This window comes from Amycolatopsis thermalba, assembly GCF_003385215.1.
GTDB lineage: Bacteria > Actinomycetota > Actinomycetes > Mycobacteriales > Pseudonocardiaceae > Amycolatopsis_E > Amycolatopsis_E thermalba.
On record NZ_PQHW01000010.1, the window covers coordinates 22,767 to 37,723 of the forward strand.

The window sequence follows — 14,957 nt, forward strand, 5'->3', positions numbered from 1 at the left end:
GGCTGACGGTACCAGCCGGTCTGCCCGGAGTGGCCCGGTGACTCCGGAAGTTCTCACCGTCGTGCGGGACGGCATCGGCTGGATCACGCTGAACCGGCCGCGCGCGATCAACGCACTCACCCACGCCATGCTGCGCGCGATCGACGACGCCCTCACCCACTGGGAGTCCGACGAGCGGGTGCGGGCGGTCGTGATCGACGGCGCCGGCGAGCGCGGGCTCTGCGCCGGCGGCGACATCCGCTCGATCTACGACGACGCCCGCGCCGGGGGCACCTCCTCGCTCGCCTTCTGGGCCGACGAGTACCGGCTCAACGCCCACATCGCCCGCTACCCCAAGCCCTACGTGGCCCTGATGGACGGATTGGTGCTCGGCGGCGGCGTCGGCGTCTCGGCGCACGGTTCCCTGCGGGTGGTCACCGAACGCTCGCGGGTGGGCATGCCCGAGACCGGGATCGGGTTCTGCCCCGACATCGGCGGCACCCACCTCCTCTCCCGCACCCCCGGCGAGCTCGGCACGCACGCCGCGCTCACCGGCGCCCACCTGTCCGGTGCCGACGCCATCCACTGCGGACTCGCCGACTTCTTCGTGCCCAGCGAGCGGCTGGAGGACCTCCGCACCGCGCTCGCCACCCAGGACCCCCGCGACGCGGTGACCGCGCTCGCACAGACACCGCCCGAGAGCGCTCTCGCCGCGGACACGGCCTGGATCGACGCCTGCTATGCCGCCGATACGGTCGAGGAAATCCTCGACCGCCTGCACGAGACCGGGAACAGCGCCACCGCCAAGGAAGTTCTCGCCAAGTCCCCCACCGCGCTCAAGGTCACGCTCCGCGCACTGCGCACAGCGCGCACCCTGCCCAGCCTGGAAGCGGCACTCATGCAGGAGTACCGCATCGTGTGCGCGAGCCTGACCGCACCGGATCTGACCGAGGGAATCCGGGCTCAGGTCATCGACAAGGATCGCAACCCGCGCTGGTCCCCCGCCACGCTCGACGAGGTCACCCCAGCCCTGGTCGACCGGTTCTTCACCGCACCCGCACACGGCGACCTGGCCATTTCCGCACCGAACGAAGGAACCCGATGACCGACACGATCCGGTTGGAGCGCAACGACGACGGCATCGCCCTCATCACCCTCGATCGCCCCCACGCGCTCAACGCGCTCAACGCCACCATGATGACCGAACTCACCACGGTCGCCACCGAACTGGACCGCGATCCTGCCATCGGGGCCATCGTCCTCACCGGCTCCGACCGCGCGTTCGCCGCCGGCGCCGACATCAAGGAGATGCAGCCGCACAGCTTCAGCGACGTCTACGCCGCCGACTGGTTCGCCGGCTGGGACGCACTGACCAGGGTCCGCACCCCCCTGATCGCGGCCGTCGCCGGTTACGCCCTCGGCGGCGGCTGCGAACTCGCCATGATCTGCGACATCCTGCTCGCCGCCGACACCGCCAAGTTCGGCCAGCCTGAGATCACCCTCGGCATCATCCCCGGCATGGGCGGTTCCCAGCGCCTCACCCGCGCCGTCGGCAAGGCCAAGGCGATGGAACTGTGCCTCACCGGCCGCACCATGAACGCCGAAGAAGCCGAACGCGCCGGGCTCGTCTCCCGCATCGTGCCCGCGGACACACTCCTGGACGAGGCGTTGTCCGTCGCTCGCAAGATCGCCGGTATGTCCACGCCCGCCGCCATGATGGCCAAAGAAGCGGTCAACCGCGCCTTCGAAACGAGCCTCTCCGAAGGAATCCTGTTCGAACGCCGAATCTTCCACTCCACATTCGCCACGCAGGACCAGAAGGAAGGCATGGCCGCGTTCATCGACAAGCGGTCACCTTCCTTCCAAGACCGCTGAACCGGGGCGGCGGGCACCAGGCCCGCCGCCCCAGCGGCTCCGGTCCGGTATCCGGTGAAGGCAATCGCGATGCCGACGTGCAACTGGATCATTCCGGCGGCGGCGTGTTCGAGCACCGCGAAGCACCCGAACTTCCGGCTGCAGCGACGGACCCGGCGCCGCGCCCAACTCGAAGACCGCCAACCGACGGGTAGGGGCCATCGTCTGCGCCCGCGGAAGTCAGGAGCAACGGGACCGGATCGTGCCTGCCATGGAGCGGGCGAGCAGCTGTCGGTCTCAGGATGAAGAGTCGTTCCGGCTGTCGCGTCCAGGTTGCGCCCGCGACGTGGCTCCTTCTCGAACAGCACCTGCTGCGGGAGCGACGCGTCCCGGCCGTTGTACCAACGCGGCCACGACACCACCGACAACCGCGCGTCGGCGAGCTTGGCCTCCCACTCCGGTGCGCCGCGAAGCCTTCGGCCGCGTCCGTCGACGGCAACCCCGGCCGCCGGGCGTTCGCCGCCAGCCACTCCCGCACGTCGTCCCGGCCCCCCGCATCGACCGCGCGCCCGGCCCGCCCGGCGGGCCAGCCGAGGCCTCCGCCTTGTGCGCGTGCGCGATGGGGGCACGACCGCTGATCAGCGTGCGGTGAACCGCTCGATCAGCAGTTGGGCTTCGCCGGTGGAAACGGCCCGGGCAATGGTGTCGGCCTCGTCGGCCGCACTGCCTTCGCGTGAGCCGTCGAACGCGGAGCGGATCAGTCGTTTGGCTTGCCCGAGCGCGGCGGCCGGCCCGGCGGCGATCGTCTTCGCCAGCTCTTCCACGCGGTGGACCAGTGTGTCGTTCTCGACGACCTCGGTGACGAGTCCCCACCCCTGCGCCTCGTCGGCGGTCAGGGTGCGCCCGGTCAGCGCCAGTTCCAGCGCGCGCTGCGTGCCAACCGTCCGGGGAAGCAGGTAGGACACGCCGCAGTCCGGGGTGAGGCCGATGCCGGAGTAGGCCATCCGGAACTTCGTCGACCGCGCCGCCACGACCACGTCGGCGTTGAGCACGAACGCCAGCCCCGCCCCGGCGACCGCGCCCTGGACCCCGGCGACGACCGGCTTGGGCAGCTCGGACAGCCGCCGCAGCGCGGCTTCCAGCGCGGTGGCCAGTTCGTGCAGGTACTTCGGCGGTTCGTCCGCGCCCAGGAACGACCGCACGTCCCCACCTGCGCAGAACCGGGCGCCCGCTCCGGTCAGCAGCACCACGCGCACGTCGTCGGCCTCGGCTTTGGTGACCGCCTCGGCCAGCGCCCGCGTCGTGGACAGATCGACCGCGTTCGACACGTCGGGTCGGTCGAGCGTGATTCGCCCGACTCCCCCAGCAGTCTCCCAGCGCACATCCGCCATCACGCGATCCTCCGCAGCAGCGCGGCCAGCGCCTGTCCGCCGCCGATGCACATCGTCACCACGGCGAGTTCCTGGTCGTGGCGCACGAGGTGCTTGGCCGCCCGCAGCGTGAGGATGGCCCCGGTGGCCCCGACCGGGTGCCCGAGCGCGATCGCGCCGCCGTAGGGGTTGGTCTTGGCCGGGTCGAGCCCGGCGTCACGGATGACCGCCACGGCTTGGGACGCGAAGGCTTCGTTCAACTCGACCACGTCGATGTCGGCCGGGGTGGTCCCGGTCTGCTCGAACAGCTTCGCGAGCGCCGGCACCGGGGCGTAGCCCATCAGTTCCGGTTCCATCGCCGCGGTCGCGACCGCCTCCAGGCTGACCAGTCCGGTGAGGCCGCGCTCCGCCGCGGCCGACTCACGGGCCAGTACCACCGCTGCCGCGCCGTCGTTGATGCCCGAGGCGTTGCCGGCGGTGACCGTGCCGTCTTTCTGGAACGCGGGCCGCAGCTTCGCCAGGGCCTCCAGGGTCGTGCCCGGCTTGGGGTGCTCGTCCTCGGTCACCGTCACCGGGCGCCGCCCCCCGACCTCGACCGGGACGATCTCCTCCGCGAAGGCCTCCTTGGCCGCCACCGAGGCGGCCCGCGCTTGTGACTCCAGCGCGAACTCGTCCTGCTCCTGCCGGGAAACCCCGTACTCCCGGGCGACGTTCTCCGCAGTCACTCCCATGTGGACGCCGTGCAACGGGTCGGTCAGCATCATCACCGTGCCGTCGGCCAGCGTCCGGTCGCCCAGCCGGTACCCGTTGCGGGCGCCGAAATCGTAGAACGGCATCCGGCTCATCGACTCGTCACCACCGGCGAGAGCGAAATCCACCCCGCCCCAGCGCAGCTGCATCGCCGCCGACCAGATCGCCTGCAACCCCGAACCGCACAACCGGTTCACGGTGTAGGCGGGCGTCGACACCGGCAGCCCGGCCGCCAGCGCCACCCGGCGCGCGTTGTAGGCATCCGGCCCGACCTGGCCGATGCAGCCCATCACCACCTCACCAATGTCCGCGGGGTCGACCGCGGCGCGCTCGATCGCGGCCCGCGCCGCGGTCGCACCCAGCTCGAACCCCGGAACGTCCTTGAACGCGCCCCCGAAACTCCCCACCGGAGTACGCGCACCCTCCAGCACCACGATCCTGCCCTGGCTCACCAGCACCTCACCACCCCGTCTGCGATGTCTCGCAGAATAGTAGGCCGTCCGACTATTTGGCGGCGTGATAGCTTTGTCACAGACCGCGCGTCGCCCCGGTGGGAGTGTCAGCCATCTTGTGAGTCGGCAGCGTGATCGCCCTTGTCAGCGCTGTACGTCGAGTCGGTCGCCGTTATGCATTGCGCTCCTGTTTGTCGCGCGTTTCCACACCACTACTACTTTTCCAGTGATATTGGTATGCGAAAAACCAGCTAATTCCGCTTCCGCGACCTTCACGTTGGATGCGGTATAGATGAGCTTGAGTTGTTTTGTGGTCGCCGACCAGTACTTCTTTGACACATACCGCAGACTCGCCCGCGCCGGGTGCACGACACACAATTGCACCTCCGCCCGCGGCCGCAACGCGGTGATCCCGTCAGGTAGCCAGTCACGGGCGACGATGAGGATGCCCTCGACGGCACGGCTTCCCGGGCCCGGCAGCTGGTTCACCCAGCCCTTGCCGCCCTCGCCGCCGGCGCCGGCCCACATGCCCAGCACGTCCCGCTCGCCGAGGGTGATGCCCACAGCGACGCAGACCGGCCGGTTCGCCACTGCACCATCGCAAATCTTGACCTCCCCAGCGTCGAATAGCACAACGGGATACACGCGGTCCAACGGCCGCACCTGCCGCGAAGTCAGATCTTCAACCACCCCGGTCCCTGATTTTCGAGATCAACGCACGGGACCTTTGCGTCATAGGTGCCGGACAGGTGCGCCTGGATCCCCCCGTCGTGAGTCCCTGCGCACAGATGGAATGACCGCATCGCGGAAACCCTCGACCCGGCGGGCGTATTCGGGAAACCGGACACACTAAACGAGACGGCGGCGGCTCCTGTCGCGAAGGACGTCGTGGGAGCCGAACGGGTCACTCGGCTGGGCGGACGGTCACGCGCGTGCCAGGTGGTCCTCGACGACGCGGGCCAGGACGTCGACGGCGTAGGTCCAGCGGGTGTCGTCGAGTCCGGCGTGGGTGGTGATCCGCAGCCGGGAAACGCCGTCGGGCACGGAGGGTGGGCGGAAGCAGCCGACCCGGACTCCCGCCGTGAGGGCGTCGGCCTGGGTGGCGAGGGCCCTGTGCGGGGAGGGCATCGGTACCGACAACACCGCGCCCGCCGAGCTGGGCACGCCCAGCCGGCGGGCGAGCGCGGCGCTCCGTTCGTGGATGCGTGCCGGGAGGTGGGGCTCGCCGCGCAGGGCGCGCAGCGCCGCCAACGCTCCCGCTGCCGGAGCGGGCGCCAGTCCGGTGTCGAAGATGAACGGGCGCGCCCTGTTGATGAGGTGGTCGACCAGCGTGGCGGAGCCGAGGACCGCGCCGCCCATGGCGCCGAGTGATTTGGACAGGGTCGCGGTCATGACCACATGCGGGTGACCGCCCAGGCCGAGGTGGTGCACCAAGCCCCGCCCGCCGTGGCCGATCACGCCGAGCCCGTGCGCCTCGTCGACGACGAGCAACGCGTCGTGGTCGGCACAGGCCTCGGCGAGTCCCTCCAGTGGGGCGGCGTCGCCCAGGACCGAGAAGATCGACTCGGTCAGCACGAGCGCCCGCCGGCTGCCGGCCGCGGCCAGTGCCTCGCGGACGGCGGCGACGTCGTTGTGGCCGACGACCTGGACAACCGCCCTGGACAACCGGGCGGCGTCGATCAGCGAGGCGTGAACGTGGGCGTCCGACACGATCAGCGAGTCCCGGTCCGCCAGCGCGGTCACCACGGACAGGTTGGCGTGGTAGCCGGTCGAGAACACCAGCGCGGCCTCACGACCGGTGAACCCGGCCAGTTCGTGCTCCAGTTCGGCGTGCAGCGTCGTCGTGCCGGTCACCAAACGGGAGGCACCGGCGCCGGCGCCCCACCGGAGAGCGGCGTCGGCGGCCGCCCGCCGGACGCCGGAATGACCGCTCAAGCCCAGGTAGTCGTTGTTCGCCAAGTCGATGAGGTCGTCGCGGGCCGCCCGCGGCCGTAACGCGCGCTGTAGCCCGGCTTCCGCACGCGCCGTTCGCTGCGCGGCGAACCAGTCCGCCCAGGTGCTCATGCGGCCTCCGCCGCGGCCGCGATGCCGGCACAGATACGGGCGATGTCGTCGTCGGTGCACACGTAGGGCGGCATGGTGTAGATCAGGTCGCGGAACGGGCGGATCCACACGCCTTCGGCCAGCGCCGCTTCGGTCGCCTTGACCACGTCCGCTTCGTGGTCGAGCTGGACCACCCCGACCGCACCGAGCACCCGCACATCGGTGGCCTCGATGTCGTACTACGCCTGCAGTCCCGCGTTGACCCGGCGGACGTCGCGTGTCCAGTCCCCTGTGGACAGCAGGTCCAGACTGGCCGTGGCGACCGCACAGGCCAAGGGGTTGCCCATGAACGTCGGACCGTGCATGAGGACACCGGACTCGCTGGCGGACGGTCCACGAGCGATCTCACCGGTGCACAACGTCGCGGCCAGCGAGACATAGCCGCCGGTGAGGGCTTTATCGACGCACAACACATCCGGGGTCACACCGGTGGCGTCGGCGGCGAAGAGGGTGCCGGTGCGGCCGAAGCCGGTGGCGATCTCGTCGAAGATCAGCACCAGTCCGTGTGCGTCGGCGACTTCGCGGAACACCGGCAGGCAGCTGGCCGGGTACGGGTGCATGCCCCCGGCGCCCTGCAGCAGGGGCTCCACGATCAGCCCGGCGAGACGGCCGGCGTGCTCGGCCGCGAGCGCCCGTAAGCCGGCGGACCAGGCGTCGACGTCCTCGTCGAGGCGGGGTGGGCGCTCGCCGAACACCTGCTCGGGCAGGAGGCCGGACCACATCGTGTGCATGCCGCCGTCGGGATCGCACACGCTCATGCAGTCGAAGGTGTCGCCGTGGTAGCCGCCGCGCACGGTGAGGAACCGGGTCCGCTCCGGGCGGCCGGTGCCGCGCTGGTACTGCAGCGCCATCTTCATCGCCACCTCGACGCTCACCGATCCGGAGTCGGCGAGGAACACGTGCTTCAGACCGGCGGGCGTGAGGTCGACCAGCCGGGACGCCAGCTCGACGGCGGGCTCGTGGGTGAGGCCGCCGAACATGACGTGCGCCATCGTCTCCAGCTGGCGGCGCACCGCCTCGTCGAGCACCGGGTGCCGGTAGCCGTGGATCGCCGACCACCACGACGCCATCCCGTCGACCACGTCGCCGACGCCCTCGAGGGTGATCCGGCTGCCGGACGCGCCGGTGACCAGCCGGGTCGGTGCCGGGTTGGTCATCGAGGTGTACGGGTGCCACAGGTGCTCGCGGTCGAAGGCGAGCAGGTCCTCGGGTGACATCAGGCGTTGGGGACGAGGCCGGTGCCGGCGCCGCGGCGGCGAATCGGCGGGTCCACCGGTTCGGTCCGGGCCCGGTCCTCTTCGGAGCCCAGCACGACGAACCCGTTGTCCCGGATCATCTCCAAGTCGGCCTGAGCCGCCTGTCCCTCGGAGGTGAGGTAGTCGCCGAGGAAGAGCGAATTGGCGACGTGCAGGGCGAGCGGCTGCAGCGACCGGAGGTGCATCTCGCGGCCGCCGGCGATCCGGACCTCCTTGTTCGGGCACACGAACCGCGCCATCGCCAGGATCTTCAGACAGCGCAACGGGGTCAGCTCCCAGGTGTGCTCCAGCGGGGTGCCGTCGAAGGGCATCAGAAAGTTGACCGGGATCGAGTCCGCGTCCAGTTTCTTGAGCGCGAACAAAGCCTCGACCAGCTGCTCTTCCGATTCGCCGAGACCGGCGATGAGACCCGAGCACGGCGAGAGCCCGCCATTCTTCGCCTTCTCGACGGTGTCCACCCGGTCGGCGTAGGTGTGGGTTTGGACGATGGTGTGGTGGTTGCTCTCGGCGGTGTTGATGTTGTGGTTGTAGGCGTCCACCCCGGCGGCCTTCAAGCGCTCGGCCTGCCCGTCGGAGAGCAGACCGAGACAGGCGCACACCTCGACGCCGGGATGCTCTTCCTTGAGTGCGCCGACCATCGAGGTGACCCGGTCGATGTCCCGGTTGGACGGTCCACGGCCGGAGGAGACCAGGCACACCCGCCCGGCGCCGCCGGTGATCCCGGCGCCGGCCTGCTTCAGCGCCTCCTCGGTGGACAGCCAGGAGTACTTGAGGATGGGCGCCGCGGAGCCGAGGGCCTGCGAGCAGTAGTTGCAGTTCTCCGGGCAGAGACCGGATTTCAGATTGACCAGGTAGTTCACCTTCACCGTGTTGCCGAAGTGCGCGCGGCGCAGCCTGCCCGCCGCGGCGGCGACGGACAGCACCTCGGAGTCCTCGGCGCGCAGAACGGCGAGAGCGTCTCGGGGCGTAGCGGCGACCCCGGCGAGGACCGCGTCGGCGAGCTGCTCGAACGTGGAGCTCATCCCTACTCCTGACTCAGTGTAATGACAAGACTACAACCTGAACGGTGTTCGGTTGAGTGGCGCTGACGCTACAGTGGGCCCATCAGGCGGGTCAACGGGAGGAGTCGGCGTGCGCTACCACCGGCGCGATGTCGTGGAGCGCGCGATCGCGGTCCTCGACGAGTACGGGCTGGAATCGCTCACCATGCGCCGGCTGGCCGCCGAACTCGGCCTGCAACCGAGCGCGCTCTACCACCACGTGCCCAACAAGCAGACCTTGCTGGCCGCGATCGCCGACGAGATCCTGGCGCGCGGCAAGCGCGAACGCCGGGCCGCGGAATGGGACCGGCGAGTGGTCGAGGTGTGCCGTGAACTGCGCGACGCGATGCTGGCCTACCGCGACGGCTGCGACGTCGTCGCCACGGCCTACACTTTCGGCCTCGGCGCCACCGAACCGGCCACCGAACTGCGCGCGGCCCTGCGGGACGGCGACCTGCCCGACAACCTCGTCGACGTCGGCACCCGCGCCCTGCTGCACCTCGTCTTCGGCCACACAGCGGAGGAACAGGCAGCGCTCCAGGCCGCCAGCGCAGGCGCCATCGACCGGGAGCCCGGCGGGTCCGGGGATTTTGAGGCAGGCATCGAACTGCTACTCGACGGCATCCGGTCCACAGTGCACCGATGACACCGGCCTGACCCATCCACGCGCCGGCCGAAGATCGGATCGCGTTCCCAAGGCCGGCTCGAAGGCGTCCGCGGCCGCCGCGACCAAAGTCACCGCCGTGCTCACTATCGGCTCCGGCAACCCGACTCGTCGTGGCCCCTCGACCGTCGACCGTCTTTCCCACCATGCTTCGGCCCGGGCCTCCCCGGTGAGGCACTCCTCGCGGAACCGCTGCTCACACCGCACCCGGGTGCGGCAGGCCGCCCAGTAACCGTGCGAGCAGCCGGCCGGCTGAGTCCTCGACATACGCCAAAGGGGACTTCCTACCCAGGGTGGCTCGTGACATTCCCAGTTCTCCACCAGGTTCCGCAGCCCAGATCTTCAGGTGCGGATGGCATCCGTTCAACCGCTCACCGAGGGAACACCCCCACGGGTGGCTGAGCACGGCCGCGCCGAGTTCCTCGGCCGCCGCACAAAACTCCGCGAGCGAAGGGGTCGTCGAGTTCGACGCCCGGCGCGGCCGCGCGGGGTAGTCGCACCTGCGGCCATCCCCCCGGCTTCCGCAGGCGCGACTACGTCGGGCCGCCGACACCGTCGTCACTTCGGTCCCCAAGGCGTGGTCGCGGGCCACACCGCGAAACTGGGCCTTCGGCACCGGCCTGGTGACAACGCCCTCATCGAACGGCTGGACCTCGCATCCGGAGACATCCCGGCAACACACGATCCGGACACCAGTTCGCGCCGGCAAGCCTTCTCCGGCCGGACGCGCGGACAGACCGTCGTGGTGACGGGAGGCGAGTCCGCCACCGGAAAGAGCACCTCGATCGAGCTGGCCCACTCGAGCAGGCGTCTGATGATCATCGACCTCGACGGGGATTTCCGAGAACGAACTGTCGCACGTGGTGGTGAACTTCCACCCGCACGGCACGGTCGGCAGCAGGCGATTGCTGCTACTTCGCGATGAAGCCGGCGTCCACGGGCAGCGCCACTCCCGTGACGTAGCGGGCATCGTCCGAAACCAGCCATGCGACGGCGTTGCTGATGTCCCGCGGCTCGATGACCGGCACCGGGAGAAGGTTCGCCACGATCTCCGCGGCACCCGGTGTCGCCTCCAGGTACTCGGCGATCACCTCGTTCTCGACCATGGGAGTGGCCACGCCGGTCGGATGCACTGTGTTGACCCTGATGTGGTGGGGCGCCAGCCAGTTGGCCCAGGTCCGCATGAGCCCGACGACACCGTGCTTCGACGCCGTATAGCCGTCCTGGGCTCCGGTGCCGTTGCCGCCGCGCCCGGACAGACCTTGGGTGGAGCTGGTCAGCACGATGGCTCCGCCCCGCCCCTGCTCGATCATGGTCGGGATCGCCGCCTTGCCCGTGTGGTACGCGCCCGCGAGGTTGACGGCAACGGTGTCGAGGAACTGGGCGGCCGGGTCGTCGTCGCGGGCGGACATGGGTGCGATGCCCGCGTTGGCGAGCACGATGTCGATCCGCCCGAACTCGGCCACACCTTCGGCGACGACCGCCGCGATCGCGGCGGGATCGCGCACGTCCGCCTGCCTGGCGACGATGCGCCGGCCGAGCTTCTCGACCTCACGGATGGTCTCCTCGAGATCCTCGGGGGAGGCCAACGCGTACGGGACGGTCGCCATCTGGGCGCAGAGGTCGAACCCGATGATGTCGGCCCCCTCCTCGGCGAGCCGGACCGCGTGCGACCGACCTTGACCTCGCGCGACACCGCTGATCAAAGCAACCTTGCCGGCTAGTTTTCCTGGCATCGTCACCATTCCTCTCAGTCCTGGGCCCGATCGACGACGACCTCGGCGAGGAAGTCCATCACGGCCGAGGTGAACAAATCGTTGTCGTCGCCGGTCACCATGTGCCCGGCCGCTGGAACATCGAGGTACCTGGAGCCGGGGATCAGGCCGACCAGCTCGTGAGCTCCCTCCGTACTGACGACCTCAGACCGAGATCCGCGTACCAGCAGGGTCGGTACCGCGGTCCGGCGCGCTGCGGCCACGGCACGGGGCGCGTCGACCAACGGCGGTGGCTCGTGGGGCACGGCGAGAAAGGCCGGGTCCCAGTGCCAGTACCAACGGCCGTCCTCGCGCAGCCGCACGTTCTTGCGCAGGCCGTCCTTCGACGGTGTTCGCGGGCGGCTCGGGTTGTAGGCGCGGACGGCCTCGGCGACCTCGTCCAGCGAAGCGAAGCCGTTCGCGTGTTCGCTCATGAACGACAAGATCTTGGCGACGCCCGCCGGTTCCACGTGCGGTACGACATCGACCAACACGAGTGCCCGCGCGGTGCCGTTGTGCTCGCCTTCCGCCACCAACGAGATCAGCCCGCCCATCGATGCGCCGAGCAGCAGCGGCGGCTCCCCGATCTGCTCGACGACGGCGAGCAGATCGGCGACCATGGCACTCATGCCGTAGTCGCCATCCGATGCCCAGTCGCTGTCTCCGTGGCCACGCGCGTCGAGGGCCACCGCGTCCCACCCGGCCGCTGCGAGTGATGCGGCTGTGCCGAACCACGAGTGGCGCGTCTGCCCAGCACCGTGCAGCAGCAACGCCACGCCCCGACGTTCGCCGGCGGCCGTCCACCGGGTTCCGATCAGACGTCCCGCCCGCCCGTCGAAGTCGACGCGCTCCCCCGCCGCCACTGCGACGCGGTACTCCGATGTCATCATTCGCTCCTCCCCGTGCGGGGTTCCTCCTCCACCCGAGCCCGTACCACAGCACATCGGGGCATGACGGAATTCACGTGGCCGCCGGGCACTCCGACGACGGCCGGCGCAGGCCACCGGGTGCACGGCCGGCCCGCACCCGGCCGACGATCCGCACGAGCTCGGCCGCCGCTTCGGGGCCCGGGTCGGCGGCGACGAACAAGGCCACCCGGTCCGCCGTGTCCCCCCAACGTTCGCGCACCGCCGCCGCCACCTGGTCCGGCGCGGCGACCACCGCGAAGGCATCCAGCATCTCGTCGTCCACCAGGCCTGCCATCGCCTTCCACTCGCCCGCACGGGAAAGCCGCGTGAGCTCCTCCGCGCGAGCGCCCCAGCCATGGACCTCGAGGATCGTGCGGTAGGCGGGGGTCGAGGCGTAGAACGCGATCCGGCGCCGCGTCGCATCCTCGACGCGAGCAGTGGCGGTGGCGTCCTCTCCCGTCACGACGAAGGGAGTCGCGGTGATCGTGAAACCCTCGCCGGTCCGACCGAGCGCAGGAAGGGTGTACTGCTCAAGGCTTCGGGGACTCGTCAGCGGCGCGCAGAGGAATCCGTCGGCGACCTCGCCCGCCACGGCGGTCATGCGCTGACCGACTCCACCCAGCACGACACTGGGACGCCCGAACCCGTGGGGTCCGGGATTGAAGAACGGCGTCATCAGGGTGTGCCGGTAAAACCTGCCTTGGAAGTCGAGCGGCTCGCCCTCGTTCCAGCACGCCCAGATGGCCCGCAGGGCGAGCACGTATTCGCGCATGCGCTCGGCCGGCTCGCTCCACGGCATGGAGAACCGGCGCTCGATGTGCGGTTTGACCTGGGAGCCGAGCCCCAGGGTCAGCCTTCCGCCGCTGATCCGCTGCAGGTCGTGGGCGCTCATGGCCAGCGTCATCGGGCTGCGGGCGAACGCGATGGCGACGCCCGTCGCGAGCGCCGTGGTCCGCGTGACCCGGGCGTACTCGGCGAGGGCGAGGAAGGGGTCGCGAACGGTCTCGGTGACCCACACCCCGTCGCAGCCCGCTGCCTCGAGCTCGCTGACGGTCTCCGGGGACGTGATGGCGTCGACCAGGACGTCGATCGCGGGAGTGTGTGCGCTGTGAGCGGTCACCGGCGCAGGTCCGGAAACTGGTCATCGCGATATTCGGCCACCGGGGTTCCGCCCTTGGCGGCCTGCTCCTCCCTGCCCCGCAGGTCGACCCGGCGGATCTTGCCGGAGATGGTCTTCGGCAGCTCGGAAAACTCCAGCCGGCGGACGCGCTGGTAGGGCGCCAGGTTCTCGCGGGCGTGCTTGAGGATCTCGAAGGCGGTCTGTTCGCTGGGTTCGTACCCCGCCGCCAGCGCGATGTAGGCCTTCGGCACGGCCAGCCGCAACTCGTCCGGTGCCGGGACCACCGCGGCTTCGGCCACGGCGGGGTGCTCGATCAGCACCGACTCGAGTTCGAACGGCGAAATCTTGTAGTCGGAGGCCTTGAACACGTCATCGGTGCGCCCGATGTAGAAGATGTAGCCGTCCTCGTCCCGAGAGGCCACGTCGCCGGTGTGGTAGTACCCGCCGGCCATCGCCTCCGCGTTGCGCTCGGGATCGCCCTGGTAGCCGGTCATCAGCGACATCGGTCGCCGGGACAGGTCGACGCAGATCTCGCCCTCGTCGGCCGGCTTCCCCGTCAGTGGGTCCACCAGCACGATCGGCACGCCCGGAAGCGGCAGCCCCATCGAGCCGGGTTTCACCGGCATGCCGGGCACGTTGCCGATGGCCAAGGGCAGCTCGGTCTGGCCGAACCCGTCCCGGATGGTCAGCCCCCACGCCTTCTGGACCTGTTCCATGACCTCCGGATTCAGCGGCTCCCCTGCGGACAGGAGCTGGCGCAGCTGTCCCGGGCCACCGGAGAGGTCCGCCTTGATCAGCATCCGCCACACCGTGGGCGGTGCGCAGAACGTGTTCACCCCGACCCGGCGGATCTGCGCGAGCAGGGCGGCCGGGTCGAACTTCGAGTAGTTGTAGATGAAGATCGTCGCCTCGGCGATCCAAGGTGCGAAGAAGCAGGACCAGGCGTGCTTCGCCCAGCCCGGCGAGGAGATGTTGAGGTGCACGTCCCCCGGCTCGGCGGCGGCCCAGAACGAGGTGGCGAGGTGCCCCACGGGGTAGGACACCTGGGTGTGCTCGACGAGCTTCGGCCGGGAGGTGGTGCCCGAGGTGAAGTAGAGCAGCTGCGGGTCGGACGGAGCCGTCCCCGGGTGCTGGGCGGGCGGGACGTCCAGGGCGTAGGCGTCCCGGTAGGCGACCCAGCCGTGCGGGCCGTCCCCGACGACGAACCGGCCGTAGCTCCCGGGCACGTCCTCGAACTTGCCCGTGTCGGCGGCGTTCACGAGCACGTGCCGCGCGCCACCCCGCTCGATGCGGTCGACCAGCTCCGCCGGGCCGAGCGCGGTCGTGGTCGGCAGGATGACGGCGCCGAGTTTCATCACCGCGAGCATCGACTCCCACAGCTCGACCTGGTTGTGCAGCATCAGCAGGACGCGGTCGCCCCGCCGGACACCGTGCGCGGCGAGGTGTGCCGCCGCCTGGTCCGATCGCCGGGCCATGTCGTCGAAGCTGTACCTGGCCTCGGAGCCGTCCTCCTCGACGATCCACAGCGCCGTCCGCTCCACCCCGCGGGCCACGGCGTCGAACCAGTCGATCGCCCAGTTGAAGCGGTCACCGAAGTCCGGCCACGAGAACTGCGCCACCGCCTTCGTGTAGTCGGTGGACAAGTCCTGGAGGAGGTCCCGCGCGGCGCGGTAGGTCTCGGTCGTGGAGGTCATCGTCGGTTACCTC

At 70.1% G+C, this 14,957-nt stretch carries 12 protein-coding genes and 1 pseudogene; 3 read left to right on the top strand and 10 right to left on the bottom strand.

The window, feature by feature from the left end:
* Positions 1-37 precede the first annotated feature (37 nt).
* Together D0D15_RS06710 and D0D15_RS06715 are read left to right on the top strand one after the other, a co-directional pair.
* Positions 38-1,084, top strand: a complete 1,047-nt coding sequence (locus tag D0D15_RS06710) for an enoyl-CoA hydratase/isomerase family protein (RefSeq protein ID WP_233157402.1) — start codon at positions 38-40, stop codon at positions 1,082-1,084.
* Positions 1,081-1,854, top strand: a complete 774-nt coding sequence (locus D0D15_RS06715) for an enoyl-CoA hydratase (RefSeq protein ID WP_094007296.1) — start codon at positions 1,081-1,083, stop codon at positions 1,852-1,854. The genes D0D15_RS06710 and D0D15_RS06715 overlap by 4 nt, the downstream gene beginning before the upstream one ends.
* Before the next feature lie 617 nt (positions 1,855-2,471).
* Here the strand turns inward: D0D15_RS06715 and D0D15_RS06725 are convergent.
* From D0D15_RS06725 to bioB, 6 genes and pseudogenes are all read right to left on the bottom strand, one after another.
* A complete protein-coding gene (locus D0D15_RS06725; protein WP_094007295.1) occupies positions 2,472-3,224 on the bottom strand; it encodes an enoyl-CoA hydratase/isomerase family protein in 753 nt (250 codons plus the stop codon).
* Entirely contained in the window at positions 3,224-4,405 is a 1,182-nt protein-coding gene (locus tag D0D15_RS06730) for a thiolase family protein (protein WP_233157401.1), read from the bottom strand. The genes D0D15_RS06725 and D0D15_RS06730 overlap by 1 nt, the downstream gene beginning before the upstream one ends.
* A gap of 144 nt (positions 4,406-4,549) precedes the next feature.
* On the bottom strand, positions 4,550-5,095 hold the full coding sequence (locus D0D15_RS06735) for a transposase (RefSeq protein ID WP_094007294.1): 546 nt from the start codon (positions 5,093-5,095) through the stop codon (positions 4,550-4,552).
* A 234-nt stretch (positions 5,096-5,329) separates the two neighbouring features.
* Positions 5,330-6,469, bottom strand: a complete 1,140-nt coding sequence (locus tag D0D15_RS06740) for an 8-amino-7-oxononanoate synthase (protein ID WP_094007293.1) — start codon at positions 6,467-6,469, stop codon at positions 5,330-5,332.
* Positions 6,466-7,725 (bottom strand): annotated as a pseudogene (locus D0D15_RS06745) (adenosylmethionine--8-amino-7-oxononanoate transaminase). Before D0D15_RS06745 ends, D0D15_RS06740 begins: the two are co-directional and overlap by 4 nt.
* On the bottom strand, positions 7,725-8,786 hold the full coding sequence (gene bioB, locus D0D15_RS06750) for a biotin synthase BioB (RefSeq protein ID WP_094007292.1): 1,062 nt from the start codon (positions 8,784-8,786) through the stop codon (positions 7,725-7,727). The pseudogene D0D15_RS06745 and the gene bioB overlap by 1 nt, the downstream one beginning before the upstream one ends.
* A gap of 109 nt (positions 8,787-8,895) precedes the next feature.
* Between bioB and D0D15_RS06755 the strand changes: the two genes are divergently transcribed.
* Positions 8,896-9,450 (top strand): TetR family transcriptional regulator, encoded by a 555-nt coding sequence (locus D0D15_RS06755; protein ID WP_094007291.1) that lies wholly within the window; start codon positions 8,896-8,898, stop codon positions 9,448-9,450.
* Between the two features lie 929 nt (positions 9,451-10,379).
* Here the strand turns inward: D0D15_RS06755 and D0D15_RS06760 are convergent.
* The 4 genes from D0D15_RS06760 to D0D15_RS06775 all read right to left on the bottom strand — a co-directional run bounded on the left by D0D15_RS06760 (position 10,380) and on the right by D0D15_RS06775 (position 14,944).
* On the bottom strand, positions 10,380-11,213 hold the full coding sequence (locus D0D15_RS06760; RefSeq protein WP_158224463.1) for a mycofactocin-coupled SDR family oxidoreductase: 834 nt from the start codon (positions 11,211-11,213) through the stop codon (positions 10,380-10,382).
* Positions 11,214-11,218: 5 nt separating this feature from the next.
* Positions 11,219-11,998: an alpha/beta fold hydrolase gene (locus tag D0D15_RS06765; RefSeq protein ID WP_233157400.1), complete on the bottom strand. Its 780-nt coding sequence runs from the start codon at positions 11,996-11,998 to the stop codon at positions 11,219-11,221.
* Positions 11,999-12,182: 184 nt separating this feature from the next.
* On the bottom strand, positions 12,183-13,250 hold the full coding sequence (locus D0D15_RS06770; RefSeq protein ID WP_094007289.1) for a TIGR03617 family F420-dependent LLM class oxidoreductase: 1,068 nt from the start codon (positions 13,248-13,250) through the stop codon (positions 12,183-12,185).
* Positions 13,247-14,944: an AMP-binding protein gene (locus tag D0D15_RS06775; RefSeq protein WP_094007288.1), complete on the bottom strand. Its 1,698-nt coding sequence runs from the start codon at positions 14,942-14,944 to the stop codon at positions 13,247-13,249. Before D0D15_RS06775 ends, D0D15_RS06770 begins: the two co-directional genes overlap by 4 nt.
* Between the last annotated feature and the right edge of the window lie 13 nt (positions 14,945-14,957).